Source organism: Rhizobium etli 8C-3 (assembly GCF_001908375.1).
Taxonomy (GTDB): domain Bacteria; phylum Pseudomonadota; class Alphaproteobacteria; order Rhizobiales; family Rhizobiaceae; genus Rhizobium; species Rhizobium etli_B.
Map to the genome: position 1 here is coordinate 298,510 of NZ_CP017244.1, position 25,600 is coordinate 324,109.

General features: G+C 58.9%; 29 protein-coding genes. 16 read left to right on the top strand and 13 right to left on the bottom strand.

Annotated elements, in window-relative coordinates; all coding sequences use genetic code 11:
• Nucleotides 1–44: 44 nt before the first annotated feature.
• Nucleotides 45–2,048 carry a putative bifunctional diguanylate cyclase/phosphodiesterase gene (locus tag AM571_RS26275; RefSeq protein ID WP_081377208.1) on the top strand — a complete coding sequence of 668 codons (2,004 nt, stop codon included), beginning with the start codon at nucleotides 45–47 and terminating at the stop codon, nucleotides 2,046–2,048.
• A gap of 126 nt (nucleotides 2,049–2,174) precedes the next feature.
• On the opposite strand, the gene AM571_RS26280 is transcribed toward AM571_RS26275, so the two are convergent.
• Nucleotides 2,175–2,396 carry a hypothetical protein gene (locus tag AM571_RS26280; RefSeq protein WP_074063972.1) on the bottom strand — a complete coding sequence of 74 codons (222 nt, stop codon included), beginning with the start codon at nucleotides 2,394–2,396 and terminating at the stop codon, nucleotides 2,175–2,177.
• Between the two features lie 49 nt (nucleotides 2,397–2,445).
• Nucleotides 2,446–3,309 carry an alpha/beta fold hydrolase gene (locus AM571_RS26285; protein WP_074063973.1) on the bottom strand — a complete coding sequence of 288 codons (864 nt, stop codon included), beginning with the start codon at nucleotides 3,307–3,309 and terminating at the stop codon, nucleotides 2,446–2,448.
• A gap of 249 nt (nucleotides 3,310–3,558) precedes the next feature.
• Between AM571_RS26285 and AM571_RS26290 the strand changes: the two genes are divergently transcribed.
• From AM571_RS26290 to AM571_RS26305, 4 genes are read left to right on the top strand one after another with little or no spacing between them, the layout of a single operon-like run.
• A complete protein-coding gene (locus AM571_RS26290) occupies nucleotides 3,559–4,473 on the top strand; it encodes a metal ABC transporter substrate-binding protein (RefSeq protein ID WP_074063974.1) in 915 nt (304 codons plus the stop codon).
• Nucleotides 4,470–5,372, top strand: a complete 903-nt coding sequence (locus tag AM571_RS26295; protein WP_074063975.1) for a manganese/iron ABC transporter ATP-binding protein — start codon at nucleotides 4,470–4,472, stop codon at nucleotides 5,370–5,372. The genes AM571_RS26290 and AM571_RS26295 overlap by 4 nt, the downstream gene beginning before the upstream one ends.
• Entirely contained in the window at nucleotides 5,372–6,229 is an 858-nt protein-coding gene (gene sitC / locus AM571_RS26300) for an iron/manganese ABC transporter permease subunit SitC (protein ID WP_074063976.1), read from the top strand. Before AM571_RS26295 ends, sitC begins: the two co-directional genes overlap by 1 nt.
• Entirely contained in the window at nucleotides 6,226–7,065 is an 840-nt protein-coding gene (locus tag AM571_RS26305; RefSeq protein WP_074063977.1) for a metal ABC transporter permease, read from the top strand. Before sitC ends, AM571_RS26305 begins: the two co-directional genes overlap by 4 nt.
• A gap of 229 nt (nucleotides 7,066–7,294) precedes the next feature.
• Here the strand turns inward: AM571_RS26305 and AM571_RS26310 are convergent, their stop codons facing one another.
• The 3 genes from AM571_RS26310 to AM571_RS26320 form a co-directional block, all read right to left on the bottom strand.
• Nucleotides 7,295–7,600, bottom strand: a complete 306-nt coding sequence (locus tag AM571_RS26310) for a hypothetical protein (protein ID WP_074063978.1) — start codon at nucleotides 7,598–7,600, stop codon at nucleotides 7,295–7,297.
• Between the two features lie 140 nt (nucleotides 7,601–7,740).
• Nucleotides 7,741–7,989: a hypothetical protein gene (locus tag AM571_RS26315; protein ID WP_074063979.1), complete on the bottom strand. Its 249-nt coding sequence runs from the start codon at nucleotides 7,987–7,989 to the stop codon at nucleotides 7,741–7,743.
• Nucleotides 7,986–8,207: a hypothetical protein gene (locus AM571_RS26320; protein ID WP_074063980.1), complete on the bottom strand. Its 222-nt coding sequence runs from the start codon at nucleotides 8,205–8,207 to the stop codon at nucleotides 7,986–7,988. Before AM571_RS26320 ends, AM571_RS26315 begins: the two co-directional genes overlap by 4 nt.
• Nucleotides 8,208–8,415: 208 nt before the next feature.
• Between AM571_RS26320 and AM571_RS26325 the strand changes: the two genes are divergently transcribed.
• Together AM571_RS26325 and AM571_RS26330 are read left to right on the top strand one after the other, a co-directional pair.
• The gene (locus AM571_RS26325) at nucleotides 8,416–9,222 is read left to right on the top strand and encodes a nucleotidyltransferase family protein (protein WP_074063981.1); all 807 of its coding nucleotides are present in this window, start codon (nucleotides 8,416–8,418) and stop codon (nucleotides 9,220–9,222) included.
• 10 nt (nucleotides 9,223–9,232) lie between these two features.
• Entirely contained in the window at nucleotides 9,233–9,955 is a 723-nt protein-coding gene (locus AM571_RS26330) for a metallophosphoesterase family protein (protein WP_074063982.1), read from the top strand.
• 13 nt (nucleotides 9,956–9,968) lie between these two features.
• Here AM571_RS26330 and AM571_RS26335 read toward each other — a convergent pair whose 3' ends face one another.
• Both AM571_RS26335 and AM571_RS26345 read right to left on the bottom strand, forming a co-directional pair.
• Nucleotides 9,969–10,175: a hypothetical protein gene (locus AM571_RS26335; protein ID WP_074063983.1), complete on the bottom strand. Its 207-nt coding sequence runs from the start codon at nucleotides 10,173–10,175 to the stop codon at nucleotides 9,969–9,971.
• Nucleotides 10,176–10,526: 351 nt separating this feature from the next.
• Complete coding sequence (locus AM571_RS26345; protein ID WP_074063985.1) at nucleotides 10,527–11,888, bottom strand: MmgE/PrpD family protein; 1,362 nt, start codon at nucleotides 11,886–11,888, stop codon at nucleotides 10,527–10,529.
• A 112-nt stretch (nucleotides 11,889–12,000) separates the two neighbouring features.
• Between AM571_RS26345 and AM571_RS26350 the strand changes: the two genes are divergently transcribed.
• The 9 genes from AM571_RS26350 (at nucleotide 12,001) to AM571_RS26390 (ending at nucleotide 21,786) form a co-directional block, all read left to right on the top strand.
• Nucleotides 12,001–12,906 carry a LysR family transcriptional regulator gene (locus AM571_RS26350; RefSeq protein WP_074063986.1) on the top strand — a complete coding sequence of 302 codons (906 nt, stop codon included), beginning with the start codon at nucleotides 12,001–12,003 and terminating at the stop codon, nucleotides 12,904–12,906.
• 83 nt (nucleotides 12,907–12,989) lie between these two features.
• Nucleotides 12,990–13,892: a LysR family transcriptional regulator gene (locus AM571_RS26355; protein WP_074065582.1), complete on the top strand. Its 903-nt coding sequence runs from the start codon at nucleotides 12,990–12,992 to the stop codon at nucleotides 13,890–13,892.
• 177 nt (nucleotides 13,893–14,069) lie between these two features.
• The gene (locus AM571_RS26360) at nucleotides 14,070–15,014 is read left to right on the top strand and encodes an ABC transporter permease (RefSeq protein ID WP_074063987.1); all 945 of its coding nucleotides are present in this window, start codon (nucleotides 14,070–14,072) and stop codon (nucleotides 15,012–15,014) included.
• The gene (locus AM571_RS26365; protein WP_074063988.1) at nucleotides 15,011–15,829 is read left to right on the top strand and encodes an ABC transporter permease; all 819 of its coding nucleotides are present in this window, start codon (nucleotides 15,011–15,013) and stop codon (nucleotides 15,827–15,829) included. Before AM571_RS26360 ends, AM571_RS26365 begins: the two co-directional genes overlap by 4 nt.
• Nucleotides 15,826–17,454, top strand: a complete 1,629-nt coding sequence (locus AM571_RS26370; protein ID WP_074063989.1) for a dipeptide ABC transporter ATP-binding protein — start codon at nucleotides 15,826–15,828, stop codon at nucleotides 17,452–17,454. Before AM571_RS26365 ends, AM571_RS26370 begins: the two co-directional genes overlap by 4 nt.
• A gap of 1 nt (nucleotide 17,455) precedes the next feature.
• Nucleotides 17,456–18,319 (top strand): serine hydrolase, encoded by an 864-nt coding sequence (locus AM571_RS26375; protein WP_074063990.1) that lies wholly within the window; start codon nucleotides 17,456–17,458, stop codon nucleotides 18,317–18,319.
• A 35-nt stretch (nucleotides 18,320–18,354) separates the two neighbouring features.
• Nucleotides 18,355–19,899: an ABC transporter substrate-binding protein gene (locus tag AM571_RS26380; protein ID WP_074063991.1), complete on the top strand. Its 1,545-nt coding sequence runs from the start codon at nucleotides 18,355–18,357 to the stop codon at nucleotides 19,897–19,899.
• Nucleotides 19,900–20,013: 114 nt separating this feature from the next.
• Complete coding sequence (locus AM571_RS26385) at nucleotides 20,014–21,453, top strand: M20 family metallopeptidase (protein WP_074063992.1); 1,440 nt, start codon at nucleotides 20,014–20,016, stop codon at nucleotides 21,451–21,453.
• A gap of 141 nt (nucleotides 21,454–21,594) precedes the next feature.
• Complete coding sequence (locus AM571_RS26390; protein ID WP_155774542.1) at nucleotides 21,595–21,786, top strand: hypothetical protein; 192 nt, start codon at nucleotides 21,595–21,597, stop codon at nucleotides 21,784–21,786.
• Here the strand turns inward: AM571_RS26390 and AM571_RS37105 are convergent.
• The 6 genes from AM571_RS37105 to AM571_RS26420 are packed head-to-tail and all read right to left on the bottom strand — an operon-like array spanning nucleotide 21,741 to nucleotide 25,560.
• Nucleotides 21,741–22,169, bottom strand: a complete 429-nt coding sequence (locus AM571_RS37105) for a hypothetical protein (protein ID WP_196776381.1) — start codon at nucleotides 22,167–22,169, stop codon at nucleotides 21,741–21,743. The genes AM571_RS26390 and AM571_RS37105 overlap by 46 nt on opposite strands.
• Before the next feature lie 44 nt (nucleotides 22,170–22,213).
• The gene (locus AM571_RS26400; protein WP_074063994.1) at nucleotides 22,214–23,023 is read right to left on the bottom strand and encodes an IclR family transcriptional regulator; all 810 of its coding nucleotides are present in this window, start codon (nucleotides 23,021–23,023) and stop codon (nucleotides 22,214–22,216) included.
• A 20-nt stretch (nucleotides 23,024–23,043) separates the two neighbouring features.
• Nucleotides 23,044–23,433 (bottom strand): RidA family protein, encoded by a 390-nt coding sequence (locus AM571_RS26405; protein ID WP_074063995.1) that lies wholly within the window; start codon nucleotides 23,431–23,433, stop codon nucleotides 23,044–23,046.
• Between the two features lie 14 nt (nucleotides 23,434–23,447).
• Entirely contained in the window at nucleotides 23,448–24,218 is a 771-nt protein-coding gene (locus AM571_RS26410) for an amino acid ABC transporter ATP-binding protein (protein WP_074063996.1), read from the bottom strand.
• Between the two features lie 13 nt (nucleotides 24,219–24,231).
• Complete coding sequence (locus AM571_RS26415) at nucleotides 24,232–24,891, bottom strand: amino acid ABC transporter permease (protein ID WP_074063997.1); 660 nt, start codon at nucleotides 24,889–24,891, stop codon at nucleotides 24,232–24,234.
• Nucleotides 24,892–24,897: 6 nt separating this feature from the next.
• Entirely contained in the window at nucleotides 24,898–25,560 is a 663-nt protein-coding gene (locus AM571_RS26420; RefSeq protein ID WP_074063998.1) for an amino acid ABC transporter permease, read from the bottom strand.
• Between the last annotated feature and the right edge of the window lie 40 nt (nucleotides 25,561–25,600).

Here is a 25,600-nt window from a genome sequence, read left to right on the forward strand (position 1 = left end):
GCGGGCGGAACCCTTCAATATCGATGAGTTCGGGTGAACCGTGCATGAGGCACACGCTGGCAGAAGTCGAGACAACGCTCTTTGCGCAGCAAAAGGCTTATCAGTCCTGCGAGCTGCGCGCTCTCTATCTTGAACAGGGCGATCAGCGACGCAGAGCATCGACCCGCGCTGGCCTTTGGTTGGCCGTCCCCGTCTATCTGATGTTCTTCGTGACCGACCTGCTGCTTGTTCCGGATGTGGCGATCTTCACCATAATCGCGCGGGTGATCGTCGGGCTCGGAGCCCTGCTCGTACTCGAAGTTCAACTCCGACACGGCGTCCGTACCAATTACCTCGATCTGACATGCGCGGCCGCCTTGGTGCTGGGCTATGCGGGATGGGTCATTCCGACGCTGTTGACGACAAGCGTTGAAAGTCTGTCCTACTATATGGTGTTCGGCGCGATCTTCATGATGGGCGCGAATCTCTTCTTCAGTTTTCGCTTTTCATTGTCGGTTATCGCATCGAGCCTGGTGCTGGCGATCTTCCTTGCATCGCTTACAGTCTTCAGTCCCGGTCCTTCCTACGATCTCGCTTTCGTGACGTTCTACTTGTCGTGTTTCACATTCACTTCCTATGTGAATTGGAAGCTTAACAAGGAACGCTTCAACGTCTTCCTCAACGCCCACGAGGCAGACCTCCAGCACCAGGAAGCCTCGGAGCGTGGAAAGGCACTTCTGAGACTGTCGAATACCGACCCATTGACCGGACTTGAAAATCGAAGGGCCGTCGACCAGCAGTTGCGTGACTTTTGGGAGAAATGGCAAACGCAGGGGATCGAATTTGCCACGTTTCTGATCGATGTCGATTTCTTCAAAAAATATAACGACTTCTATGGTCATCAGGAGGGGGACAAATGCCTGATCGCTGTGGCGACGGCTCTTGACGACGCCGTGGCGCCCATAGGGGCGACGATTGGGCGCTATGGCGGCGAGGAATTCATCGTTATCGCGGCCCTGCGCAACGATGTGGAGGCTGCGGATCTAGCGGAAAAACTCCGCCGAACCGTCGAAGACCTTAAAATTGCGCACGGGCAGCGTCTTGACGGGGTGCCGGTGGTAACGGTCAGCGTTGGCGCGGCAGTCACTAGACCAGAATCCGGTTCGAAACTTGAAAAGATCATCAACGAAGCAGATCGCGCGCTTTACTCGGCAAAAGCAAACGGCCGCAATTGCGCAGAACTTTTCGATCCGAACGATCCCCAAAGCGGTGACGAAACGGCGCACATAGCGGCGATTTTGAAGATTGCCGTGCCTCAGAACCTCGTCTCCCTTGTCTATCAGCCGATTCAAGACGTCGAAAGTGGCAACGTGCATGCGGTTGAAGCTCTCATGCGACTGAACATGCCTGACGGCAACGAAGCGCCGCCAGGCCTCTTCATTCCGGTGGCCGAGCGAACCGGTGCCATCATGGAACTTGGCTATTGGGCGCTGCGCACGGTTTGCAGGGAACTGCTGGCGGAAAATCATGTCCAACTCGTGAGCGTCAATGTTTCGCCGATCCAGTTGAGAGCACCTGGTTTTGCCTCTTCCGTCGCCGCCGTCCTTTCCGAGACTGGCGTGATGGGCGCAAGGATCGCGTTCGAAATTACCGAGGGGCTCGAACTGGAGATGCATTCGGATGTTATCCGTTGCATCAGCGACCTCAAAGCTCTTGGCATCAAGATTTGGCTGGATGACTTTGGGACCGGCTTCGCGGGCCTCTCCTGGCTTCGACTGATCGACTTCGACACCGTCAAGATTGATCGTTCCTTCCTTCACGACAGCGATACGGCGCGTGGAAGATCCATGCTGCGCGATATAATTCGGCTCATCCGCAATCGTGGGCATCGCATTCTTGTAGAAGGCGTCGAAACGGAGAAACAGCTCGAGCTGATGCGGGAATTTCGAATTGACGATGTTCAGGGATTTCACGTGGGGCGGCCCGTGCCAGCCACGGAATTTGCGCGCCGACATTTGGAGGCGGCCGCCCCCGATGATGAGCTGGCCTACAGCGCCAAAGCCTCGTGATCTGAGGTCCCGGCCTTGAGGATCTCTTAGTTGCCTTTGCTTACGGAGATGTGGTCTATTTCCATTTCGGATGGCAGAAGAACCCATGCCTGAAGCGTGGTCTCAAAGGCTCCTCATGCCAGTATTTCAGATCGCCGGCACCTGTTCGAAGGCGATAAGACCGCGCGAGGGCAGCCGATATCGATGGTGAGCAGCAGAAAGCGGCAGGCCGTTCGCGATGAAACTCAGGCTTTCGTGATTTTCATCGGTTTGGCGCGTTGTTTCGTTAATGGCGAAAAAATCTGTCCGCTGCGCGGCCTGGATGCGAAGGCTCACCATGTGGCCTTTGTTCTGGGTGCCGCGCGTCACAATTGGCTTGATCGTCGATGGGAAGTTGCGACCGGCAGCGATGCCGACGCTAGTCGAACATGCCCTTCGGCGTGTCGCCTTTCAGGAACGGCTCGATGAAGGCATGCAGTAGCTCGGGTTGGTTGATGACAGCCGTGTGCGACGTCGCCGGCATGACGGCCAGGCGCGATGCCGGCAGCGGCTTGCCCATGTCGCCCATCGTACCGCCGCCGAGCAGCCGGAACATGGCCACGGAATGTTCGAGTGTCGCAACGTCGGCGTCACCAGTAATGATCAGCACCGGTGTCTTCAGCGCCTTGACGTCCGCTTCCCATGCCATCGGCTGGTGTTCGAGCGCGATCAGCTTCTTGACCAGGGCAGGAAAACCATCGGGATTGGCGGCAAGCTTGCGGTAGTCCTCGGCGAAAGGCATGCCGACAAACATTTCCACCGTCATTTGCGGAATGAAGTCCCTGAACTGCGGCTGCCAGCCCTCAACATCATAGGCGACGGAGGCTGCGATCAGCTTGTTCACCTTTTCGGGATGGCGGATGGCAACCTGCAGCCCGACGGCCGCACCCATGGAGTAACCGAATATATCGGCCTTCTTGAGCCCGACCGCGTCCATAAAGGCTGCCACGTCGTCGGCCAGGCTGGGATAGGTGATCGGCCGGTCGATATCGGTGGTGCGGCCGTGGCCCTGAAGTTCGAGCGCGTAGACTTTATGGGTTTTGGCGAGCTTCGGGATAATTGATCCCATGGAGGGGATGTTCATATAGGCGCCGTGCAGCACGACCAGCGGGTCGCCATCGCCGGAGACTTCGTAATAGATCTGCATGCCATTGACCTTGACGCGGTTGGCCGCCGGTTGTGCCTCGGCAACGAGAAAGCTGCTGACATTGAGAGCTGCTGCGATCAGGGCTGTGCGGAACATTCGTCTTTCCTCGCTGTCTGGTGTTTTCGCAAGTGCCGATCATAAGACGAAGGCCCCTTGCGAAATCCGACAGGTCGGGGTGTATATTTTTCCGCACAATCGGGCGGCAGCGCCGTGGTGGTCGCTGCCCCCTTTAAGGCAAGATCGAATTCATGAGTTACTCATAATTGCGAATAAGTCGCACTTGCAAAGATGTGGACCTTTCCATAAGACTGCATATGCAAATCATTCGCAGCAAGGAGCATCGGCATGTTGAAACGGGTAGGGCGCTTGTTGGCCGGACTGATCGCGGCAGCACTCGTGGCGGTCACAGCGATGCCGGCAGCAGCCCAGGAGAAGTTCAAGGCGGTGACGACGTTTACGGTCATCGCCGACATGGCCAAGAACGTGGCGGGCGATGCCGCCATCGTCGAATCCATCACCAAACCGGGTGCGGAGATCCACAATTATTCGCCGACACCTGGTGACATACAAAGGGCGCAGGGCGCTCAACTTGTCCTCTGGAACGGCCTCAATCTCGAGCGCTGGTTCGAAAAGTTCTTCGTCAATCTCCGTGACGTTCCCGGTGTCGTCGTCTCGCAAGGCGTTCAACCGATGGGCATCGCCGAGGGACCATATGCCGGCAAGCCCAATCCGCATGCCTGGATGTCGCCGAAGAATGGCCTGATCTATGTCGACAACATCCGAGATGCATTCGTCAAATACGATCCAAAGAACGCCGCGGCCTACGAGGCCAACGCAGCCGCCTATAAAGAGAAAATCGAGGCGACCATTACGCCGATCCGAGAAAAGCTTGCACAGATTCCCGAGGACAAGCGCTGGTTGGTCTCAAGCGAGGGCGCCTTTTCCTACCTCGCTCGTGACTTTGGCCTGAAGGAACTCTATCTTTGGCCGATCAATGCCGATCAACAGGGAACGCCACAACAGGTCCGCAAAGTGATCGATGCCGTCGAGGCCAACAAGATCGCTGCCGTTTTCAGCGAGAGCACCGTGTCCGACAAGCCGGCCAGGCAGGTGGCGCGCGAAACCGGCGTACACTACGGTGGCGTGCTCTATGTCGATTCCCTCAGCGAAGAGGACGGACCCGTGCCGACCTATATCGATCTGCTCCGTGTCACCTCCGATACTGTCGAAAAGGGCCTTGTCGAGGGCCTGTCGCAATGAATGAAACCCTCAGCAATCTTGCCCGCCCCGCGTCTTTCGATGCGGGGTCGGGCATTGCGGTGAAAAGCGCCACCGTCACCTACCGCAATGGCCATACCGGTCTTTGGGATGCGAGTTTCCAGATCCCGATGGGCACGATCACCGCGCTGGTCGGGGTCAACGGCTCAGGCAAGTCGACGCTGTTCAAGTCGATCATGGGATTCGTGCGTCTCGCCAAGGGCGACATAAGAGTGCTCGGGATGTCAGTCGGTGAGGCGCTGCGCAAGAACCTCGTCGCCTACGTGCCGCAAAGCGAGGAGGTCGATTGGGATTTCCCAGTCCTTGTCGAAGACGTCGTCATGATGGGCCGCTACGGCCACATGGGCATGATGCGCATTCCGAAGGCGGCCGATCACGCTGCGGTCTCATCGGCACTCGCACGCGTCAACATGGCCGACTTCCGCACGCGCCAGATCGGCGAGCTGTCGGGCGGGCAGAAGAAGCGCGTTTTCCTGGCCCGTGCGCTCGCCCAGGACGGACGCGTCATCCTGCTCGATGAGCCCTTCACCGGTGTCGACGTCAAGACCGAGGACCAGATTATCGCATTGCTTCGCGAACTGCGCGACGAGGGCCGGGTCATGCTGGTTTCCACGCACAATCTCGGCTCGGTGCCTGAATTCTGCGACCGTACGGTGCTCATCAAAGGCACTGTGCTCGCCCATGGCACGACTGCCGAGACTTTCACGCAGGCTAATCTTGAAAAAGCCTTTGGTGGCGTGCTGCGCCACTTCATGCTGGCCGAGGCCAAGGATGGCCAGTCACATCCGATCGATGTGATGACCGATGACGAACGCCCGCTCGTGCTGCAAGATGGCCGGCTCGTGGCGAACGAGCCACGGGGCGATGGAGGTCCGCGCTGATGGCCTTTCTCGTTGAGCCTTTCACCTACGAATACATGCTCAATGCCATGTGGGTGTCGGCTCTGGTCGGTGGTGTCTGCGCGTTCCTATCCTGCTATCTGATGCTCAAGGGCTGGTCACTGATCGGCGATGCGCTTTCCCATTCGATCGTCCCCGGGGTGGCCGGCGCTTATATGCTGGGACTTCCCTTTTCGGCCGGCGCCTTCTTCTCCGGCGGCCTTGCGGCGGCCGCGATGCTCTTTCTCAACCAGCGTACAAGGCTGAAGGAGGACGCCATTATCGGTCTGATCTTCTCCTCCTTCTTCGGGCTCGGCCTCTTCATGGTGTCCCTGTCGCCAACTTCGGTGAACGTCCAGACCATCGTGCTCGGCAACATCCTCGCCATCACGCCGGAGGACACTCTCCAGCTCGCCATCATCGGCTTTGTTTCGCTCGCCATCCTGATCGTCAAGTGGAAGGACCTCATGGTCACCTTCTTCGACGAGACCCATGCACGGTCGATCGGCCTCAATCCAGATGCACTCAAGATCATGTTCTTCACGCTGCTTTCGGCCTCGACGGTCGCCGCCCTCCAGACGGTAGGTGCCTTCCTCGTGATCTGCATGGTGGTGACCCCGGGCGCCACTGCCTATCTGCTGACGGACCGCTTTCCACGGCTTCTCGCGATCGCCGTCGTCATTGGCGCGGCGACCAGTTTCGTCGGCGCCTATGCGAGTTATTTCCTGGACGGCGCAACTGGCGGCATCATCGTCGTGCTGCAGACCCTCCTCTTCCTTGCCGCCTTCTTCCTTGCTCCCAAACACGGGATGCTGGCTGCGCGCCGCAGGGCGGCCGAAGTTAACGAGGCCCGTCAATGAATATCCTCGAGACGCTGCTTTTGCCTTTCCAGTTCAGCTTTATGGTCAATGCGCTGGTCATCTCGATGCTTGTGGCCGTGCCGACGGCGTTGCTTTCCTGCTTTCTCGTGGTCAAGGGCTGGTCATTGCTGGGCGATGCCATTTCCCATGCGGTTTTTCCCGGCGTGGTCATTGCTTATATCATCGGCATCCCTTTTGCAGTCGGCGCCTTCGTCACCGGCATGTTTTGCGCGGTCGCGACAGGCTTTTTGAAAGACAACAGCCGCATCAAGCAGGATACGGTGATGGGCATCGTGTTTTCCGGCATGTTCGGCTTCGGCCTGGTGCTCTACGTCAAGATCCAGTCCGAGGTGCATCTCGACCACATATTGTTTGGCGACATGCTGGGCGTTGCCTGGCGCGACATTGCCGAGGCAGCCGTCATTGCGGCATTGACCGCGGGGATCATCGGCATCAAGTGGAAGGATTTCCTGCTGCACGCCTTCGATCCGACCCAGGCGAGGGCCGTCGGCCTTCGGGTCAACCTGTTGCACTACGGCTTGCTTTGCCTGATCTCGCTGACCGTTGTCGGAGCGTTGAAGGCAGTCGGAATTATTCTCGCCATCGCGATGCTCATTGCACCGGGCGCTATTGCCTTCCTGCTGACGCGGAGCTTCAGCAGGATGCTGATCCTGTCGGTGGCCATCGCCTTAATCGCTTCAGGTGCTGGAATCTATCTCTCTTTTTACATTGATAGCGCACCGGCGCCGACCATTGTGTTGATGCTCTCCATCCTGTTTACGGCCGCCTTTGTCGTCACTGTAAGGACGAAGCGGTCCCAGGCGACACCGCAATAGGCCCACGCCTGACAACTTTACGCTGCCGGTGAACGAGGAGCGGATCCCCGACCGCGACAGGTTACGAGGACCCACGACGAAAGCCGTGAAGGGGTACTTGTCGAGATTGGCAAGTCCCCGGCAGCTTCAAGAAAGTTCGCGGTCTTCGGCGGCGCGCTCGACAATGAAAGGTTACGGAAAATGCGCCATCGCCATTCCGGCAGACTTTCTTGGTTCATGCGGTGCGGGTCTAGATTCCTGAGCCGTCGACCTGCTGGGCGTCGTCGCCTTCCCAAGGCGAGGGCATCGAGTCGCGGTTGAGGTTGGCCGAGGGCATCGGCATCCAGCACTTCAATTCCGGCTCGGCATATTCGATGATGCGGCCGGGCGAAGAATCAGAGGCGCGCCAGCCTTCTGCGCCGAACTGATCGCCATTTGACCAATAGGCGAGGTCAACCTCTGCCGGCCCCTGTTCGGACGGGCGGATCGTGACAATGATCCGACTGCCGTCTTTGGGGGCGCTTGCCATGTGGCGCCAGCTGTCTGGCTCCTCCATCCTTTTCCTCCTGCCCTGCTGCCGGTTGCAAGTTTCGCCTCGCCATCGAAAACGGTCAACTCAAACTTTGCATGGAACGCCAGCGCCAGCGTCACGGTCGCGGAGGCGATCGACCGCATCTATCGCACCGGCGGGCGCGATCAGGAACCTTTGACCAGGCCGTATAGGACGATCGTCACATAGAGGATGAATGCCACCACACCAATCGTGCCGATCAGAGCCAGCGCAATTCTGCCGGCATTGAGCCTGGTGCGTTTTCCGGCAGACGATGACGATGGTCGCTGGACAGGATCCTTATCCGAGCTCTCGCTCCTCGCGCCTTTCCCGTCGCCGGCTTTCGTATCCGGCGCAACCGAGGTGGAAGACCTGTCTTTTCTCATCTCGCTCATGGCGAACCCCTTTGGGGAAGATCGATCTGCTCATCAAGCTTGTCCTTGAGATCGTCGCGCCGATCGTTCAACAGCGAAGTTTTCTTGCCTTTGGCTTCCTCATCCGTCGGCTCGACCTTCCGGCCGCTGTCGTCGGGAATGCCGGGCCCGCTTCCGGCAATGGTTTCCTTGCTTGGTCTGTCGCTTGTGCCGGTCGATAGTTTTGCTCGTCTGTCCATGGCATCCTCCAAATTCAGCTATCGCAAAGCATTTTTTGGGCGCGGACGCGCTTGTCATGGTCCAAACGACGCGGAGATTGCGAAGTTCCGGCCCGATCCGGGAGGTTTTCCTGCCCGCTGCCCATCGAAGGCCATCGCCTGAAACGAAAGGCCTGGGAACATCGAGCCACTCCAGGTGTTGCTTTGCGTATCAACGCAGGGATCGACGATGACCGCGCGAACAGCCGGACAGGACAGAAACAATGACGTGCTCATGAAAGCAAAGGCGGTTCCGCAGCTCATCGATCCGGATGCCGAGCCGTTCGTCACCGAAGCCGTTCAGGAACTCGTGAAGTCCCGTATCCCGTTTCTAGTCGCCGGCACCTACGCCGTGTGCGCCTACACCGGTATTTCGCGCCAGACGAAGGATTTCGACATATTTTGCAAAGCCGGCGACTATGCCCGTATCCTGGGGCACTTCAAATCCAAAGGTTACGCTGTAGAAGTCGAAGATGAGCGCTGGCTTGGAAAGGTCCTGAAGGGCAATCACTTCTTCGATGTCATATTTGCTTCGTCCAACGGCACCATGCCTGTTGGCGACGACTGGTTCGAGGACGCGCGCAAAGTCGAGATGTGCGGTCACACTGTCAGGATCGTCAGTCCGACCGAACTCGTCTGGTCCAAATGCTTTGTCCAGTTGCGGCACCGCTATGATGGCGCCGACGTCGCGCACGTCATTTTGAAGGCGCATGATTCCATCGATTGGCGCAAGCTGCTCGGTTATCTCGAAGTCCATTGGGAAGTCCTACTCATCCATCTTCTCAATTTCAGGTGGATCTACCCGACCGAGCGCGACAAGATTCCGCAGTGGTTGCTGGAGGAGCTTCTAAACCGGCTCAAGGCGCAGCAGGAATTGCCGCTCCCGCAAATGAAGATATGCCGCGGCCGGATGTATTCCCGTGTCGATTTCGAGATCGACGTCAAGGAATGGGGCTTTGCCGATGTCGGCGGCGAAGGCGAACTGCGAGGAGATTAGGAGAAACGTGATGGATGATCAGCGAAAGAACGTGACGATTGCGGCGGTGGCCGATCTCCACGTCACGGAAGACGGCGCAAAATCCTACAAGGATCTGTTTGCCGAAATTTCCTCGGTTGCCGACGTTCTGGTGATTGCAGGCGATCTGACCGACCTCGGCCGGCCCAAGGAAGCCGAACTGCTTGCGAGCGATCTGCGCCATTGCACCGTGCCGACCGTTGCCGTCCTCGGCAATCACGATCACGAAAGCGGCCAGGTCGACGATGTTTGCAAAATTCTGACCGACGTCGGCGTGAAATTGCTGAACGGCCAGGCCGCGGAGATCGCCGGCGTCGGTTTCGTCGGCGTCAAGGGATTTGTCGGCGGCTTCGGGCGCCATATGCTTGGCTCATTCGGCGAAACCGCCATCAAGGCGATGGTCGCCGAAAGTGTCGAGGAATCGATGCTTTTGGAAAACGCGATGCGACAGGTGCGTTCGGATCGTTCACTCGTTGTGCTGCACTACGCACCGATCGCCGAAACCGTGGCGGGCGAGCCGTTGGAAATCTATCCGTTCCTCGGTTCTTCACGGCTTGCGGAAACGATCGACCGGTTTCGGGTGAATGCGGTCGTCCATGGCCATGCCCATCGCGGATCCTATGAGGGCCGCACCCCGGGCGGCGCCCCGGTCTACAATGTCGCATCCCATGTCGAAAAGCCGACTGGAAAGCCCTACGCGTTGCTCGAGCTGTGACCAGTCCTCACTGCTATTTATTAGTCCGGCCTCGATGACGCGGATCGATGCCGCCCTGAGGCGTCGTGTCGTTGGCGGTATCGCCTTCGACGGTATTGTCGGCCTGGAGTGCTTCGTCATCCGGCGGAGAAACGATACCGCGGGAACGGCCGATGCCTGGATCGTCAGACAGGTCGATGTCGCGTGGTTTGGTGGTCTTTGCATGCTTGGACGAGGTCATCATTTCCTCCTTCTTGGTGGAAAGGCTTGCTGTTCAAGCCAGGCGCCAAGGACGGATTCGATCTTGTTCTGGGCGCCCTCGGGAAGAACTCGTGCCGAGATCCTCTGTTCCGCCGAAAACGATTGCCGCTGATATTGGAAAGCCTCGACCGGCGGAACATTTCGCAACAGCCGAGTTTGGTGCGCCATCGATCGTTGAGGAGAAAACATCGTGAGACCTCTGACCTGCCATGGCAGCATGATATCCGCTGCGACGCGTGCGCCGATCCTGAGATTGAAGATGGCGGAACGGTCGTGCTGGAAGACCTTGCAACGGCCAACATGTCCATCCCCAAGGACAAGCGCCGGCGCGTCAGGGAGCGGTGGACCTTTCAAAGCTGTTCAACATCTCCTTTAGGGATGCGGCGTCCTCAAAATTCAAGAACGCCTCATGCGTCTTTTCGGCTCGCAGTCCTGCCCAACGCAGGCAATCAGCGAATTTGGAGCGTCGCTCGGCGGCTGTAAGAGGCACGGCGACCGAGCCGGTTGCATGGAGCCGCTCAGTCTTCAGTCTACGTCCATCTCTAAGGTCGATGGTGACGTGATGGGGAAGGCGCTCGATCCCGTGCTCTTGCGCTGCATGGTAGGCGCTCATTGATATCTTCGGCATATGGAGGCGAATTTCGGGACGAAAAATTGCAGCGCAAGTGAAATCGGACAGCGAAAGGTTGCCTTGGTAAAGCGCAGTGGCGAGACAATATTGCATGGAAAAGCGTGCCTGCATCTCATCCACAGGGTCTGGATAGGCCAGATTGTCAACCGCGGATCGTCCCAACTTTGTTTCGATGGAAAGCACGTCGTCCAGGCAAAAGTCATATTCCATCTGCAGGTCGCGCGCCGCATCGATGGCGCGGTGCGTGGAGGCGCAGCAGGGATGGAGCTTTGTCACCAGGCCATGCGTTTCGATAATGTGACTATCGCCCATCGAAAGCGTCTGCCACCCGGCGCAGGCCTCACCGCCGAAAAGATCGAGAAAGCCTTGTGGACGCTCAAGAATGTCCAGCCGTCCGCTCATGCCGGCTTGCGCCAGGAGAGCCGCCTCGACCGCGTTTCGCGCGGCCATGCCGGCATGAAGAGGCTTGGTGGGGGTTCCGAACTGGCCTTTCGGACCAGCGGCAGAGCTTGTGGCGATGCTCATCGCCTGGGCGATCTCTGTTGCATTCAGGCCCAGAAGGATCGCTACGCCGGCGGCCGTTCCGATACAGCCGACGGTCGACGTGCCATGCCATCCCCTATTGTAGTGCGAAGGATTGACCCCGAAGCCGACGGCAGCCTGTGCCTCAAGGCCCGCGAGATAAGCGTGCAGGAACTGTCGTCCCGAGATTGCCGCATCGGCGGTTGCAATCGACAGCAAGGCCGGAACCAACACCGCGGAGGCATGGGCCCGGGCGGGATGGAAGTTGTCGTCGAAATCAAGACAATGAGCGGCCGTCCCGTTGATCAGCGCCGCGACCGACGGTGATGACTGCCCGCCTCGCAGGATCGCCGGGGGGCCGTTCGCGCCGATCTGTCCGGAGAATGCCCTTGCCACGGCTTGCGGTGCCTGATCGGCAGCACCCGCCAGCATGCAGCCGATCGTGTCGATAACCGCCTCCTGAGCGCTCGCCATGGCGACGGGAGAAAAGCTTGTTCTCGAAACGATATGATCGGCGATTTTTTCCAGAACCGTCGCCATTGACGAATGCCTCCACAAAGTCTTCGTTGATGGGCGCAAGGATGTTGGACTTCGCAAGGCGGTGCAATCTTATGCGGTTTGCGGGTCGATCTATTCAATTTCGGGAGCAGGAATGACGAAGGGCAGCGATGTCACGATCAGCGTCAAGCACATCCAGACCTATGACGCGATCGCGGCGACGGGATCGACGATCGCGGCGGCTGGTGAACTTGGCATCTCGCAATCGAATGCCAGCCGGCTTCTGCATCAGCTCGAACTTTATCTTGGTGTGCGATTGTTCGAGCGGGACAAGAACCGATTGGCGCCGACGCGCGAGGGATTGCAGCTGGGACCGGAGATCCGGGCAATCTCCGACCGTCTGACTGCGCTGAAAGTGCTGGCACTGGAACTGGAGAACGGCCGTTCTCAAGAAATTCCTTTGCGGCTGGCGTTTCCGGTGAGCCTGTCCGTCACGCTTGTTCCGCGCCTTGTGAAACGCTTTCTTGCCGAGAATGGCCCGGTCCGGATCGAGGTTGCATCCGGCAGCTATCTGGCGATCGAGCGCATGGTGGCGGACGGGCAGGCGGATATCGGTTTTACGCGCCTTCCCTCGCCAACTCCGGGGCTGCGGCTCGAACACGAGCTGCCATCGCGCAATATCTGCGTGCTGCACCGGGACCATCCGCTGGCCGGCCGCGACATGCTGACAGTCGCCGATCTCAGGGCATGCGACCTGATCTTGCTCAATCGTGAGCGTCCGGTGCGTCATGAGCTAGAGGCGTTCTTTTACAAACAGGGACTGCGCCAGCGCCCAGCGATCGAGGCGCATTCGGTGGGGTGCGCCTGCGGTCTTGCCGCTGAAGGCCTGGGGATCGCCATCGTCAGCGAATTGCTGGCGAACGAGTACCGCTCAATGCCGTTGGCCTTCGTGCCGCTGGAGCCAGCCTTGCCCGTGACCTATGCCGTCGTCGGCTCTGATCGGGTGCCCCTGCCGAAGGCGGCGGCTCCATTTTTGCGATATCTGCAGGAGTGGGCATAACAGCCGATTTTACTTCCAATCCATTGCGGGCTGCTTAGCCAGAGGATCAATTGCGCTTATACCTTGAGGGAGCTTTTGAAATGATCAATTTTCGGCAATTGGAGGTGCTGAAGACGTTGCTGGCAACCGGATCGACGATCGCGACGGCGAAGAGTATGGGTCTCAGTCAGTCAGGTGTCAGCCGTCTGTTGCAACAACTCGAGTCCGATCTGTCGCTGACGCTGTTTGCCCGTGACAAGGGGCGGCTCATTCCAACGCCAGAGGCCAGCATCCTCGCCCGAGACGCGGAGAATATCCTGCTCGGACTCAACCGGTTTTCCGGTCTGGCAGAGGATTTGCGAAGCGGGGCTACAGGACCCGAGGTCGTGCGCATTGGGTTGCCAAGCAGCATGTGGGAAGAATTCGCACCGGCCATGTTGGTGGACTATTCCAAAAAATATCCGACGGTTCGCATCGAAACCTTTTTCGAGACCACGACAGCGATCACGCGTCTGGTCGAACAACGAGTGATCGATTTCGGCTTTCTGCGCTATGAGGAACAGATCGGTCCCGGCATTGACATGGAGCCGGTGGCAAGCGGGGTCAGCGTCTGCGTCATTCCCGAGAGCCATCCGTTGGCAGCGCTCGCCGAGATCGCGCCGAAGGATCTGCGCAATATTCCCCTGATTCTCATTGGACGGCAAATGCCAACCCGCATGCTTCTTGATCAGACGTTCAAACGAGCCGGCGTGAAGCAGAGCGTAAAGATCGAGACACACACCAACAGTTCGGCTTGCGCCTATGTCGCCCACGGCCTGGGTATTGCCATTCTCAGCAGTTTCTACGCCAATCTCTATCGGCACTTGCCGGTGGTTCAGCGTCCTTTCACGCCTGTTTCGAAGCAGGAGTTCGGGTTGGCCAAACCGGCGGGCATGCCTCTGTCGCGTGCCGCGCGAGCCTTGATGGACGCTCTGAAGCGTCAGATCGCTCTTTCGCAGAATCCGTAGCTGGCACAAGGGTTTAATGGCCCTGACCAGGGGCCAACATGGTCTCCCGCCGTACGCGATATTCGCATAGAGCTATGACAAAAATGCATAATATTGCACTAATTTTTATCATCGCTCATAGTTTGCCGACAAACAAGCCGATCAACGGCCGATTAACAATCGTGTTCAGGGGAACCGATGCTCAGATTTATCTTGAACCGCCTCCTTATGGCGTTGCCAACCGTGCTGATCGTGGCGATCACCGTGTTCGCACTCATTCGGTTTATTCCGGGTGATCCGGCAGCGCTGCTGCTTGGCGACATGGCGCAGCCAGACCAGATTGCGCAAATGCGCGCCGAACTCGGGCTGGACAAATCCATGCCGGAACAGTTCCTGATCTGGGGAGGCAATGTCCTCACCGGGGATTTCGGTCGCTCGATCGTCAACAATGAGCCCGTTCTGGAGCTTGTCGCCTCACGATTTGTCGTCAGCGCGGAGATCGTGGTGACGGCTGTGCTGTTGGCTAGCCTGATCGCTGTTCCGGCCGGCGTCATCGCCGCCTGGCGGCAGAATAGCCTCACGGATCTGGCCCTTATCGGCACGGCCACGGTCCTTCTGTCGGTTCCGACATTCTGGCTCGGCCTGCTTTTGCTTTTGCTTTTTGGCCTCGAGCTCGGCTGGCTCCCTGTCCTGGGCTATGTCTCGATCGGGGACCAGATCACTGCCGGGCTGCTTTATCTCGTCCTGCCGATCATGACATTGGTCATTCATGAAATGGGCGTGCTGATCCGCATGGCGAGAGCCTCCACGCTCGAAGTTCTCCGGCTGGATTACATCACCCATGCCCGGGCAAAAGGCCTGTCGGAAAGCGCTGTCCTCTGGAAGCATGCTTTCAAAAACGCTTTCGGCCCGACCTGGACGATGATCGGCCTTATCCTCGGCAACCTGCTCGGCGGTATTGCCGTCATCGAGACGGTCTTCACCATTCCCGGCCTCGGCCGGCTGATGGTCGACAGCATCTTCCAGCGTGACTATCCGGTCATACAGGGCTGCCTCCTGCTCGTCGCATTCTCCTACGTGGTCGTCAACCTGATCGTTGATCTGCTTTATCCTCTCTTCGATCCGCGCGTGGTGGCCGAATGACCAAGTTCACATTCAACAGTCTGATCGGCGGGACGCTGGTCGCTCTTTTGCTCGTCGTCGCAGCCCTTGGACTTCTTTGGACACCGTACGATCCGATGAAGCTCAGCTTCACTGCGCGCCTGGCAGCCCCCAGCGCCCAGCATTGGCTTGGAACGGATGAATTCGGCCGCGACGTGCTGAGCAGGATCATGATCGGCGCTCGCGCAAGTGTCTGGATCGGTGCTTTGACGGTCTCGTTTGCCGTAGTGGCCGGAACCCTGGTCGGCCTCGTCAGCGGCTATGCGCGTGGCTGGGTCGACGCAGTCATCATGGCGATCAACAATGCCCTGCTTGCCTTCCCCGGCATTCTACTGGCTCTCGGCCTGCTCGCGGTGTTCGGCGCCAACCAGTACGGAATCATCTTCGCACTCGGGATCGCCTATACGCCATCCATGGCGCGCGTGGTTCGCGGTGCCGTGCTGTCGCTGCGCGAACGCGAGTTCATCGAAGCGTCCAAGATCATGGGCAATGGCGAGATCTATACGATGCTGCGTCACATCCTGCCCAATTGCCTGGCGCCGATCACGGTTTTGTCCACCTCGATGTTTGGCTGGGCGATCCTGTCAGAAAGCGCGCTCAGCTTTCTCGGGCTCGGCGTTCCGCCGCCGGCTCCCACCTGGGGCAACATGCTGGCCGCCGGCCGTCCATTCGTCGAGCAGGCCGTCTGGCTTGGCCTTTTCCCCGGCCTCAGCATCGCGCTCACGCTTCTCGGCATCAATCTTCTGGGCGATGCGCTGCGCGACAAGCTCGATCCACGCATGAGAGGCTTGAAATGACCCAACAGAAACTTCTGAGCGTCCGCAACCTCTCGCTCGAGGTTGCCTGCAGCGGTGTCGAGGTGGTCAAGGATGTCAGTTTTGATATCGAGCCCGGCGAGATCTTCGGCATCGTTGGGGAGAGCGGTTCCGGCAAGTCGCTGGCGACGCGCGCGCTCATCTCGCTGCTTCCGCCTCCCATCAAGGTGACGGGAGGTCAGGTGACCTACAAGGGTCGCGACGTGATGTTGATGAGCGAGGCTGATTTGCGCCGAATGCGCGGCGCCGAGATCGGGCTCGTCTTCCAGGAGCCGATGACCTCGCTCAATCCGTCGATGACCATCGGCCGGCAGTTGGAAGAAGGGCTCACGCTTCACACGAATGTCATCGCGTCTGAACGGCGCGACCGCATCGTCGCCATGCTCGAGCGTGTTGGCATCGGCGACCCGCAGGCGGCACTTTGCGCCTATCCGCACGAATTTTCCGGCGGCATGCGCCAGCGCATCATGCTTGCCTCCGTCATGCTCCTGAAGCCGGCGCTTTTGATTGCCGACGAGCCGACGACGGCGCTCGATGCAGTCATCCAGCGTGACGTCATGGAGCTGATGGTCGAGCTCACCAAGGCCGAAGGCACAGCCGTGCTGCTGATCAGCCATGATCTGCCGATGGTGGCGCGCTATACCAGCCGCATCGTCGTCATGGAAAAAGGCGTCGTGGTCGAACAGGGAACCACGGAGCGGATTCTCGAAACGCCGCAACATCCCTATACGCGCAAGCTTCTCTCGTCGCTTCCCGTCCGTGGCAAGATCCGCACGATCGACACGGCCTCTGTGCCGATGGTGTCGGCGCGCAATATCGTGGTGGATTATGCCGGCCGCAAATCGCTTCTCAGGAAAAGAACCGCCAAGCGGGCGCTTCATGGTGTCAGCGTCGATATCCATGCCGGCGAAGTGGTGGCTCTGGTTGGCGGCTCTGGGTCAGGAAAGACGACACTCGGGCGTACCATCGCCGGACTGGTCCGCCAGAGTGAAGGAGAAGTGCTCTTTCAGGGACGTGAGCGTGAGGCAGACTGGCGTGACTATCGGCTGAACTGCCAGATGGTCTTTCAGGATCCCTTCTCGTCGCTCGATCCGCGCATGACAATCCTGGCGCTGGTCGAGGAAGCCCTTCGGCTTGTGCCCGATATCGATCGGTCCGCCAAGAGGAAACGAGCCTATGAAACGCTCGAGGAGGTCGGACTGGGAACCGACCACGCCCGGCGCTATCCGCATGAACTTTCCGGCGGCCAGCGCCAGCGCGTTGCGATTGCCCGCGCAATCGCCCGGCGACCGAAGTTCCTGATTGCCGACGAGCCGGTCTCGGCGCTCGACGTTACGGTGCGCGCCCAGGTTCTCACGCTCTTTTCGGATCTGCAGCGGCGCTACGGCTTTTCCTGCCTGTTCATCAGCCACGATCTGGGCGTGATCGAGCAGGTGGCGGACCGCGTCGTCGTCATGCAGGACGGCCGCATCATCGAACAGGGCGACCGCAATACGATCTTCGACAGGCCGCAGGCGACATATACGCGACGTCTGCTTTCGGCCATTCCCGCACTCGATCTCAACGAGACCGGCGGGGTCAAGCTGAAATGGCGACTGGAGGCCTAACGTGAACAGGACCACGACTTCGAACAAGACGGCCGAACGGCTGAACGCGATCTGCGATCCCCAACCCTTCGTGACCCGCTATTGCATCCGCAATCTGCTGACCGGCGAAACGTTCGACCGAGGGGCGCAGGAGGAGACACCCTCGGCCAGCACGCGCAAGACCTCGATCATGATGGCGGCATTGAAGGCCGTCGGTGATGGTCGCCTCGACCTGAATGAGCCGATCGTCTATGAGCCGCGTTTCGCCGAAGAGGTGGCCAGTGGCCTGTTTCGATACCTGACGCCAGGCATTGTCATACCCCTGCGGGACGCGATCACCGGCATGATGGTGCTGAGCGACAATGTCTGCACCAAGATGGTGTTCGAGCGGCTGACGCTCGAAGAAGTCGATCGTTACTGCAAGTCGATCGGCATGATCAGGACGCATCACCGCTTCCTCATCCCGCCGCTGGCGCTCTCGCCGGATCATGCGCTCGGCGCGGTCACGACCACCACGGCCGCCGATCAGCTCATGCTTTTGCAGACGATCCTCGATGCACAGACGTCGAAAGCCGCCGCTGCAAAACTCGGCTGCCCGCCTGCTCTTTGCCAGTTTGCGCTGCAGACCTTGAGAAACCAGGTGTTGCGCTACGGCATCCACTCCCGCCTGCCGTTCGAAACGAAGGTCGCCAGCAAGGGCGGACGTGGCAAGCGCGGACGCATGGATGCGGGCATCGTCTATCGCGGCGGCGCGCCCTTCTACATCATCGCCGCCTATACCGATCAGGTGCCGCAAGCGATGCCGGACGGAACGCCGGGATATACGGTATCGCTCGAGACCATCGGCAGGCTCTCGCGCGCCTGCTGGGATGAATTCCAAGCGTGAAGCAATCAAACAAAAACAACCAAGAGGGTAGAACCATGAAGACCATCCTGCTTGCAGGCACCATCCTGATCTCGCTCGCCGCAAGCGCGGCCGGGCGCGATATCGTCGTGGCGCAGAGTTCCGACCTGCGCAGCAATAATCCCGGAGTCAACCGCGACGGCAATACCGACGGCGTTATTCTCCACATCGTCGAGGGCCTCGTCGGCTATGCCAACAATGGCGAGGTCAAGCCGCTCCTTTCCGCCAGCATCGACATGGCGGCGGACGGGCTCAGCTATACGTTCAAGCTGCGCGAGGGTGTAAAATTCCACAACGGCAAGCCGCTGACGGCCGAAGATGTTGTGTGGAACTGGAACCGCTACATGGATCCGAAGACGAAATGGACATGCGTCAAGGATTTCGACGGCAGCGGTGCGGTCCACGTTACCGGCATCAAGGCAATCGACGCCGCAACTGTGACGATGACGCTGGAGGAGCCATCGGCCGTTTTCCTTGGTCTGATGTCACGCCCTGAATGCGGCTATACAGGCATCATCTCCCCCGACTCCGTTGCTGGCGATGGCATGTTCGACAAGCCGATCGGAACAGGCCCATTCAAGTGGGACGAGTGGAAGAAGGGCGAATATATTCACCTGACCAAGTTCGATGATTATGTTTCGCCCGCCAATGACGGCAAGCCGGACGGCATGGTCGGCTCCAAGCGGCCTTTGGTCGACGGTATCAAATTCATGGTCATTCCCGACGCCTCCACCGTCAAGGCGGGCTTGCAATCGGGCGTGCTCGACACTGCCGAGATTTCTCCCGATCTCATTCCCGAATTGAAGGAGAGCAAGACCACGCAGGTTATCGTTTCGCGCAACAACGGCAAGAACCTGTTCTACATCCAAACCCGCGATCCGATTCTCAGCAAGGCGGCCATCCGTCGCGCCATGGCGCAGGCGCTCGATCTCGACCAGCTTGTCGAGGCCGCGTCGAATGGTACGGGCGAGGCGAACGGATCGATGGTGTCATCCGATTCCGTTTACTTCAGCCAAACGCAGAAGAAGCGTCTTGCCTTTGATCTGGAAGCCGCCAAGAACGAGCTCGATGCGGCAGGTTACAAAGGCGAACCAATCAGTATCATCGCCAACAAGCGCGGAAACGTGCCGAGCTTTCCGGCCGCCGTCATGGCACAGGCCATGCTGCAGCAGATCGGCATGAACATCCAGATCGAAGTGCTTGATTACGCCACCCAGGTCGATCGCCGCCGTTCAGGCAAATACCAGATCATTTCGCAATCCGTGGCGCCCCGCCTCGACCCGGCGCTGATGTACAGTTTCTACGTCGGCGACAAGGATCAGAATGCGTCGCTGATGTGGGACAATCCCAAGGCAATCGAACTGATGAAAGCCGTCTATGCGGAAATCGATCCGAAGAATCGCCAAGCCATCTTCGATCAATTCCATGAACTGATGCTGCAGGATATGCCCGGCATCTTTCTCTACGACATGATCGATGTCTGGGGCGCCACCAAAACGCTGAAAGGCCAGCCCGTCTGGCAGTCCAACGCCCGCCTGTGGGAAGTTTCTCTCGACAATTAGCGTGCAGCCTTTCCGGCGCCATTCGTCAAGCATCCGAACATATCATCCGGCGGACGTGACATCCGCCGGAGCGAAGTTTTTCCACCTGCATTTCACGCTTCTGCGGGAGAACACATGCCCGACATCGCTTCCCTGCTTTCGCTCAGCGCCGCCATCGAAGCGATGGCTCCTGAGTTCACCGCTCTCAGCGACCGGATCTGGGATTTCGCTGAGCTGAAATTCGACGAGCATCAGTCGTCCGACCTGCTGATCCAGACCCTGCGGCAGCATGGTTTTTTGGTGAAGCAGGGTATCGCTGGCATGAAGACGGCCTTCATCGGTGAGTTCGGCAGCGGCAAGCCCGTTATCGCCTTTCTCGGAGAGTACGATGCTCTGGCCGGCCTCAGCCAGGTCGCCGGCGTGGACTCTCCTCAGGCTATCAAGTCCGGCGGGACCGGACACGGCTGCGGGCACAATCTTCTGGGATGCGGCTCACTGCTTGCCGCCGTTTCGCTTGCCAGGCATCTTGCAACCCATAAGCTTCCCGGGACTGTGCGCTATTATGGTTGTCCAGGCGAGGAGGGTGGCTCCGGAAAGACCTTCATGGTGCGCGCCGGCGCCTTTGCCGATGTCGAGGCGGCACTCACTTGGCATCCGGCGCCCTTCAACGGCGTGCGCTCGACCAACAATCTGGCTGTGGTCGAGACATTCTACCGCTTCAGGGGTGTTGCGGCTCATGCGGCCAACAGCGCCCATCTCGGCCGCTCGGCGCTGGATGCCGTCGAACTGATGAATGTCGGCGTCAACTTCCTGCGCGAACACATGCCGCAGGATTGCCGAGTGCACTACGCCATCACCGATGCGGGCGGGAGGGCCGCCAATGTCGTGCAGGCCAAGGCAGAGGTACTCTACTTGATACGCGCGCCGGAAATGGCACAGGCGCTGAGGCTTGCCCAGCGTGTAGAGATGGTCGCCAAAGGCGCGGCGATGATGACGGAGACGGAGGTGGAGGCTGTGTTCGATGCCGCCTCCACGAGCCTGTTGCCCAATCTAACGCTCGAAACCGCAATTCACGGCAATCTGGTGGCGCTCGGGCCTGTGCCCTTCGATGAAAAAGATCTGTATTTTGCCCGGCAGATCCAGGAGACCTTCAGCGAGGAGGCGATCAAAAGCAGCATCCGTCTTTACCAGATCAAGGAGGATGTTTTCTTAGATGGGAAGATCGACGGTTCGACGCCGCTTCATCTCGGCCTTCGTGCCTTCGAGGGCCAGTCGCATTTTCGCGCCGGCTCGACGGATGTCGGGGATGTCAGCCGGGTGACGCCAACGGCACAATGCTGGGCGCCAGCCTGGGCAATCGGTACCAGTCCACACACATGGCAAGTCGTCGCTCAAGGACGAAGCCCCGGAGCGCACAAAGCCATGGTCCATGCCGCCAAGGTATTGGCGGCAACAGGCCTCGACCTCTTCACATCAGCCGAACTTCTTGCCCAAGCAAAAGTCGAATGGTCGGAAAAGATGGATGGTCAGCCTTATGTATGCCCCATCCCTGAGACGGTCCAGCCGGTGCATTAGACCGGGCGAATGGCTAAGCGATCTGCGATTGGCCGACAGTTCACTTCCCCCCGTTGGCCAAGTGCTACGAGGAACTGCCAGGTCATCGGTTTGAAACCATTATGTTGAATGGATGCGCATCATGCGCACCGGCGCGCGAGGATGGAGCGCAACATCGATGCCTATGGCAGGGCGGTCGTGATCCAGGTCGCCAAGCCTGAATCCGGCGTGAAAGCCAAGCGGCTGGTCGTGACTGAGGACCGCGCCCGCGCCGAAATACAGCTGTTTGGCATTGTTTTGCGGTCCGACTATTGCCTTGAGACACCCGATCTCTTCGGCGTCAATGGGACATAGGCGCTGCTGCTTCTGTCCAGCCAATCGAGGTTGGTCTTGCCGGCCGCGCGCAGATAGTCTGCGGCCCTGAGAAACAGTGGATGACGCAGATCCCGCTTTGTCAGAAGATGATGGTCATTTCCTTCGATGCGCGTCATCATTGCTGCCCCATCAGGCTCGTCGCTGTATGCACGCGCCAGAAAGGTCACAAATCCATCTGTGAATTCAAATAGGTCGTATTCGTAATGGTAATCGTAAAACCCATCAGCGTCAGGCTCGGATGCATCGATGTGATGCGATACTTCCACCATCATGGGCCACGCCACGCCGTTCCGCCCCAAGATGGCCTTGGTGCGCCGCAAGGCCACTCGAGCTCGGTAAAACAGCTTTTCGATCTGCAACAATTCTACATGTCAGCGAGGCATTCCTCGCCCCAGGTTCTGAGTATTCACACGCGCGTTGTAGAAACACGTCTTGAAAGAGAATTGAATCCAAGCTTTTCGGAAATCTCTTGCGCGGCGTTCAGCAGGCTATCGAGATAGGCAGCGCGATTGCGCAGCCCATCCTCACGTGGGGCAACCAGGCACAGGGTGGCGATGCAGGTACCATCAGCCTGATAAATCGGGACAGCCAGACAATGGGTGAAATTCTCCACTTCACTATTGAAGGTGAAATATCCATCGCGTGCTGCCTGCCTTACCTGGGCGATGAAATCCGCCGGATCCAGCCGCCGGCCGTTCGGCAGGACGAAATCCTCCGGCGGGATAAGGTCAAGGATTTCCTGGTCCGAAAGGTTTGACACGAGGAGGCGGCCTGACGCGGTCCAGGGAATGGAAACAAGTTCGCCGACATTCGAGGAAATTCGGAACGGTCGGATGCCCTCGCGCATCATAGCAACCGTATATTTTTTGCCCTCGAGCAGACACATCTGCGCCGTCTCACGCGTTTCCTCGGCGAGATGGACCAGCATTCGGTCGCACTCGCGCATAAGGTCGAACTGCTCGGCATATGCGGTGCCGAGGAAATAGAGGCGGCGGCCGAGAAAGATCCGGCCCTCGCCGCCTTGATAATCCAGCATGCCGTGATTGAGCAGCAGGTTGACGAGCTCGTAGATGGAGGAGCGCGGCGCGCCGATTTCCGCGGCGATCTCATTCGGGCGCATCGGCCGACGCTTCACACGCAGGAACTCGAGAATCTCGAAGGCGCGATCCAGTCCTCGCGTCCGTCGTGATGCCGTTTCGCCGGAGTCTTCTGTCATATTCTTCTCCGGAGTTGCTGTCAGCCGCGATCGGCGCGATAGGCCACGCAATCGACTTCCACCTTGCAATCGACCATCATCCGCGACTGAACACAAGCGCGTGCCGGTGCATTTCCGCCAAAAAATTCAGCATAGACGCCATTGAAGCTCCAGAAATCGCGAGGATCATCGAGCCAGACCCCAACGCGCACGACATCCTCCAGACGGTAGCCGGCCTCGTCGAGAATACGGATCATGTTCTCGATTGCCTTGCGACTCTGTGCAACAATACCGCCTTGCACGATTTCGCCGTTTTCCATAGGGACCTGGCCCGAGACATAGAGCCAGCCTGCTGCTTCCGTCGCCCGGGCAAAGGGCAGCGGCTGTCCGCCGGCTCCGGTTTCGCCGGCCCCGTAACGCTTGATTGTCATGGGATCTCTTTCTTCTAGTTGAAACTTGAGGTTTTGAGGAACTCGGCGAGCCGCTCCGTCTTCGGACTGACGAACATTTTCTTGGGGTCGCCTTCCTCGCAGATGACGCCTTGGTTCATGAAGATGACGCGCGACGAAACTTCGTAGGCGAAGCGCATCTCGTGGGTGACGAGCAGCATGGTCATGCCGTCGGCGGCAAGCCCCTTGATGACCTGAAGCACTTCACCGACCAGTTCGGGGTCCAGCGCAGAAGTCACCTCGTCAAACAGCATCAGCCGCGGCGACATGGCGATGGCACGGGCGATCGCGACGCGCTGCTGCTGACCGCCGGAAAGCTGACCGGGATAATGGTTCATGCGCGCGGCGAGGCCAACTCGGTCGAGCCATTTTTCGGCAATGGTTCGGGCTTGCGCCTTCGTCATTTTCTTCACCTTGACGAGGCCAAGCATAATGTTTTCAGCAGCACTCATATGGGGAAAGAGATTGAACTGCTGAAACGCCATGCCGGTCAGAGCACGCTGGCGTGCAATTTCTTTCTCGCTTTTGCGGCGCCGGGTCACGCCTTCGACGCGATAGCCGATTTCCTCGCCGTCCAGGCTAATCGTACCGCTTTGGAATTCTTCGAGCATGTTGATGCAACGCAGCAAAGTCGTCTTGCCAGAGCCGGACGAGCCGATGATGGAAATGACTTCGCCTTCCTGGACGCTACAATCGACGCCCTTGAGGACTTCTTGGATGCCGTAGGTCTTGCGCAGACCCTTGATTTCGAGAATGGTCTTGGCCATCGGGGGAGCCTTTTCAGGATGGCAAGGCGGTCTTGCGCTCGACATATTTGCCGAAGTGCTCGATGCCGTAGTTGACAATGAAATAAAGAGCGCCAGCCAGGAAATAGAACTGCAGGCTCATGAAATTGCGGGAAATGATCTCCTGCGTGCGCAGGAGAAGTTCCGCCACACCGATGACAGAAAGCAGGGTCGAGGCCTTTACCATCTCGGCTGCCGTGTTCACCCAGGACGGCAAGCACTGGCGCATGGCCTGCGGCCATAGCACGGAGGTGAAGGTCTGGGTGAAGGTCAGGCCGATCGCCTTGGCCGCTTCGGTCTGTCCCTTGGGAATGGCCTGAAGCGCTCCGCGCACGATTTCGCCGACATGCGAGGAGCAGAAGATCGCAAGTGCGAGGACACCTGCCGAAAACGGCCCGAGATCAACTCCGGCGGCGGAGGAGACGTAATAGCTCGCCAGCACGAGCACGAGCACCGGCGTGCCACGAATAACGTCGGTATAGGCGCGCACCGTTAAGCGCAAAACAGCACCGCCGTAGACGAGCGCCAAGCCGACGAAAACTCCGAGTATGGAACCAGCAAGGATGGCCAGCAGAGAGATCGATACGGTCATGCCGAGCCCGTTCATGATAACGTATCGGGCGATCCAGAATTGTTCGAGAAAGGTGTAAGACATCCGGGCTTACCTCGGCAGGGCCAGGCGGCCCTCGACGAAACGCATCGAGGCGGCGATGAGAAAACAAGTCGCGACGTAGAGGCCGGAGGTGACCATCCAGGTTTCCACGACTCGGAAGCTCTCGACGTTGATCTTGCGGGCCGCAAATGTCAGCTCAGGCACGGCGATGGCGGCGGCAAGCGATGTATCCTTGAAAAGCGAAATGGTCGTTGAAGACAGCGACGGCAGCACATTGCGCAGCATCAGTGGAGCGATGATGGAGCTGCGGATCTGCATCCCCGTCAGACCGATGGCGAGGCCGGCTTCCGTCAGACCTTTGGGAATTGACAGTAAGCCGGCCCGAAACACTTCAGCGAGATAGGCACCCGAATAAAGGGATAGAACCAGCACGAAGCTTTCCATTTTGTCGAGACGGACGCCCATCTGCGGCATCGCGAAATAGGCAAATAGCACCAGAACGAGGATCGGCAGGTTGCGGATCACCGTGACATAGAGCTGCGCTGATGCGATCGCGTAGCGGTTCTTCGACGTCAGCGCGAAGGCCGCGAAAAGACCGATCACCGCTCCAATCAAGATCGAGACCACCGCAAGGCCAAGGCTAAGCGCGAGCCCGCTCAACAGGAAATCGAAATTACGCCAAACGGCCGCGAAATTCAAAGTGTAACCCATGGCGATGCCTTCCCCTGAGGCTGAGGGAGCGGGAGACCGG

What these genes read in the sequence shown, in the direction of transcription:
- AM571_RS26275 (WP_081377208.1), top strand. Translation starts at nt 45, where the DNA reads ATGAGGCACACGCTGGCAGAAGTCGAGACAACGCTCTTTGCGCAGCAA.
- AM571_RS26285 (WP_074063973.1), bottom strand. Translation starts at nt 3,309, where the DNA reads ATGTTCCGCACAGCCCTGATCGCAGCAGCTCTCAATGTCAGCAGCTTT.
- AM571_RS26290 (WP_074063974.1), top strand. Translation starts at nt 3,559, where the DNA reads ATGTTGAAACGGGTAGGGCGCTTGTTGGCCGGACTGATCGCGGCAGCA.
- AM571_RS26295 (WP_074063975.1), top strand. Translation starts at nt 4,470, where the DNA reads ATGAATGAAACCCTCAGCAATCTTGCCCGCCCCGCGTCTTTCGATGCG.
- sitC (WP_074063976.1), top strand. Translation starts at nt 5,372, where the DNA reads ATGGCCTTTCTCGTTGAGCCTTTCACCTACGAATACATGCTCAATGCC.
- AM571_RS26305 (WP_074063977.1), top strand. Translation starts at nt 6,226, where the DNA reads ATGAATATCCTCGAGACGCTGCTTTTGCCTTTCCAGTTCAGCTTTATG.
- AM571_RS26310 (WP_074063978.1), bottom strand. Translation starts at nt 7,600, where the DNA reads ATGGAGGAGCCAGACAGCTGGCGCCACATGGCAAGCGCCCCCAAAGAC.
- AM571_RS26315 (WP_074063979.1), bottom strand. Translation starts at nt 7,989, where the DNA reads ATGAGCGAGATGAGAAAAGACAGGTCTTCCACCTCGGTTGCGCCGGAT.
- AM571_RS26320 (WP_074063980.1), bottom strand. Translation starts at nt 8,207, where the DNA reads ATGGACAGACGAGCAAAACTATCGACCGGCACAAGCGACAGACCAAGC.
- AM571_RS26325 (WP_074063981.1), top strand. Translation starts at nt 8,416, where the DNA reads ATGACCGCGCGAACAGCCGGACAGGACAGAAACAATGACGTGCTCATG.
- AM571_RS26330 (WP_074063982.1), top strand. Translation starts at nt 9,233, where the DNA reads ATGGATGATCAGCGAAAGAACGTGACGATTGCGGCGGTGGCCGATCTC.
- AM571_RS26335 (WP_074063983.1), bottom strand. Translation starts at nt 10,175, where the DNA reads ATGACCTCGTCCAAGCATGCAAAGACCACCAAACCACGCGACATCGAC.
- AM571_RS26345 (WP_074063985.1), bottom strand. Translation starts at nt 11,888, where the DNA reads ATGGCGACGGTTCTGGAAAAAATCGCCGATCATATCGTTTCGAGAACA.
- AM571_RS26350 (WP_074063986.1), top strand. Translation starts at nt 12,001, where the DNA reads ATGACGAAGGGCAGCGATGTCACGATCAGCGTCAAGCACATCCAGACC.
- AM571_RS26360 (WP_074063987.1), top strand. Translation starts at nt 14,070, where the DNA reads ATGCTCAGATTTATCTTGAACCGCCTCCTTATGGCGTTGCCAACCGTG.
- AM571_RS26365 (WP_074063988.1), top strand. Translation starts at nt 15,011, where the DNA reads ATGACCAAGTTCACATTCAACAGTCTGATCGGCGGGACGCTGGTCGCT.
- AM571_RS26370 (WP_074063989.1), top strand. Translation starts at nt 15,826, where the DNA reads ATGACCCAACAGAAACTTCTGAGCGTCCGCAACCTCTCGCTCGAGGTT.
- AM571_RS26380 (WP_074063991.1), top strand. Translation starts at nt 18,355, where the DNA reads ATGAAGACCATCCTGCTTGCAGGCACCATCCTGATCTCGCTCGCCGCA.
- AM571_RS26385 (WP_074063992.1), top strand. Translation starts at nt 20,014, where the DNA reads ATGCCCGACATCGCTTCCCTGCTTTCGCTCAGCGCCGCCATCGAAGCG.
- AM571_RS26390 (WP_155774542.1), top strand. Translation starts at nt 21,595, where the DNA reads ATGGAGCGCAACATCGATGCCTATGGCAGGGCGGTCGTGATCCAGGTC.
- AM571_RS26400 (WP_074063994.1), bottom strand. Translation starts at nt 23,023, where the DNA reads ATGACAGAAGACTCCGGCGAAACGGCATCACGACGGACGCGAGGACTG.
- AM571_RS26405 (WP_074063995.1), bottom strand. Translation starts at nt 23,433, where the DNA reads ATGACAATCAAGCGTTACGGGGCCGGCGAAACCGGAGCCGGCGGACAG.
- AM571_RS26410 (WP_074063996.1), bottom strand. Translation starts at nt 24,218, where the DNA reads ATGGCCAAGACCATTCTCGAAATCAAGGGTCTGCGCAAGACCTACGGC.
- AM571_RS26415 (WP_074063997.1), bottom strand. Translation starts at nt 24,891, where the DNA reads ATGTCTTACACCTTTCTCGAACAATTCTGGATCGCCCGATACGTTATC.
- AM571_RS26420 (WP_074063998.1), bottom strand. Translation starts at nt 25,560, where the DNA reads ATGGGTTACACTTTGAATTTCGCGGCCGTTTGGCGTAATTTCGATTTC.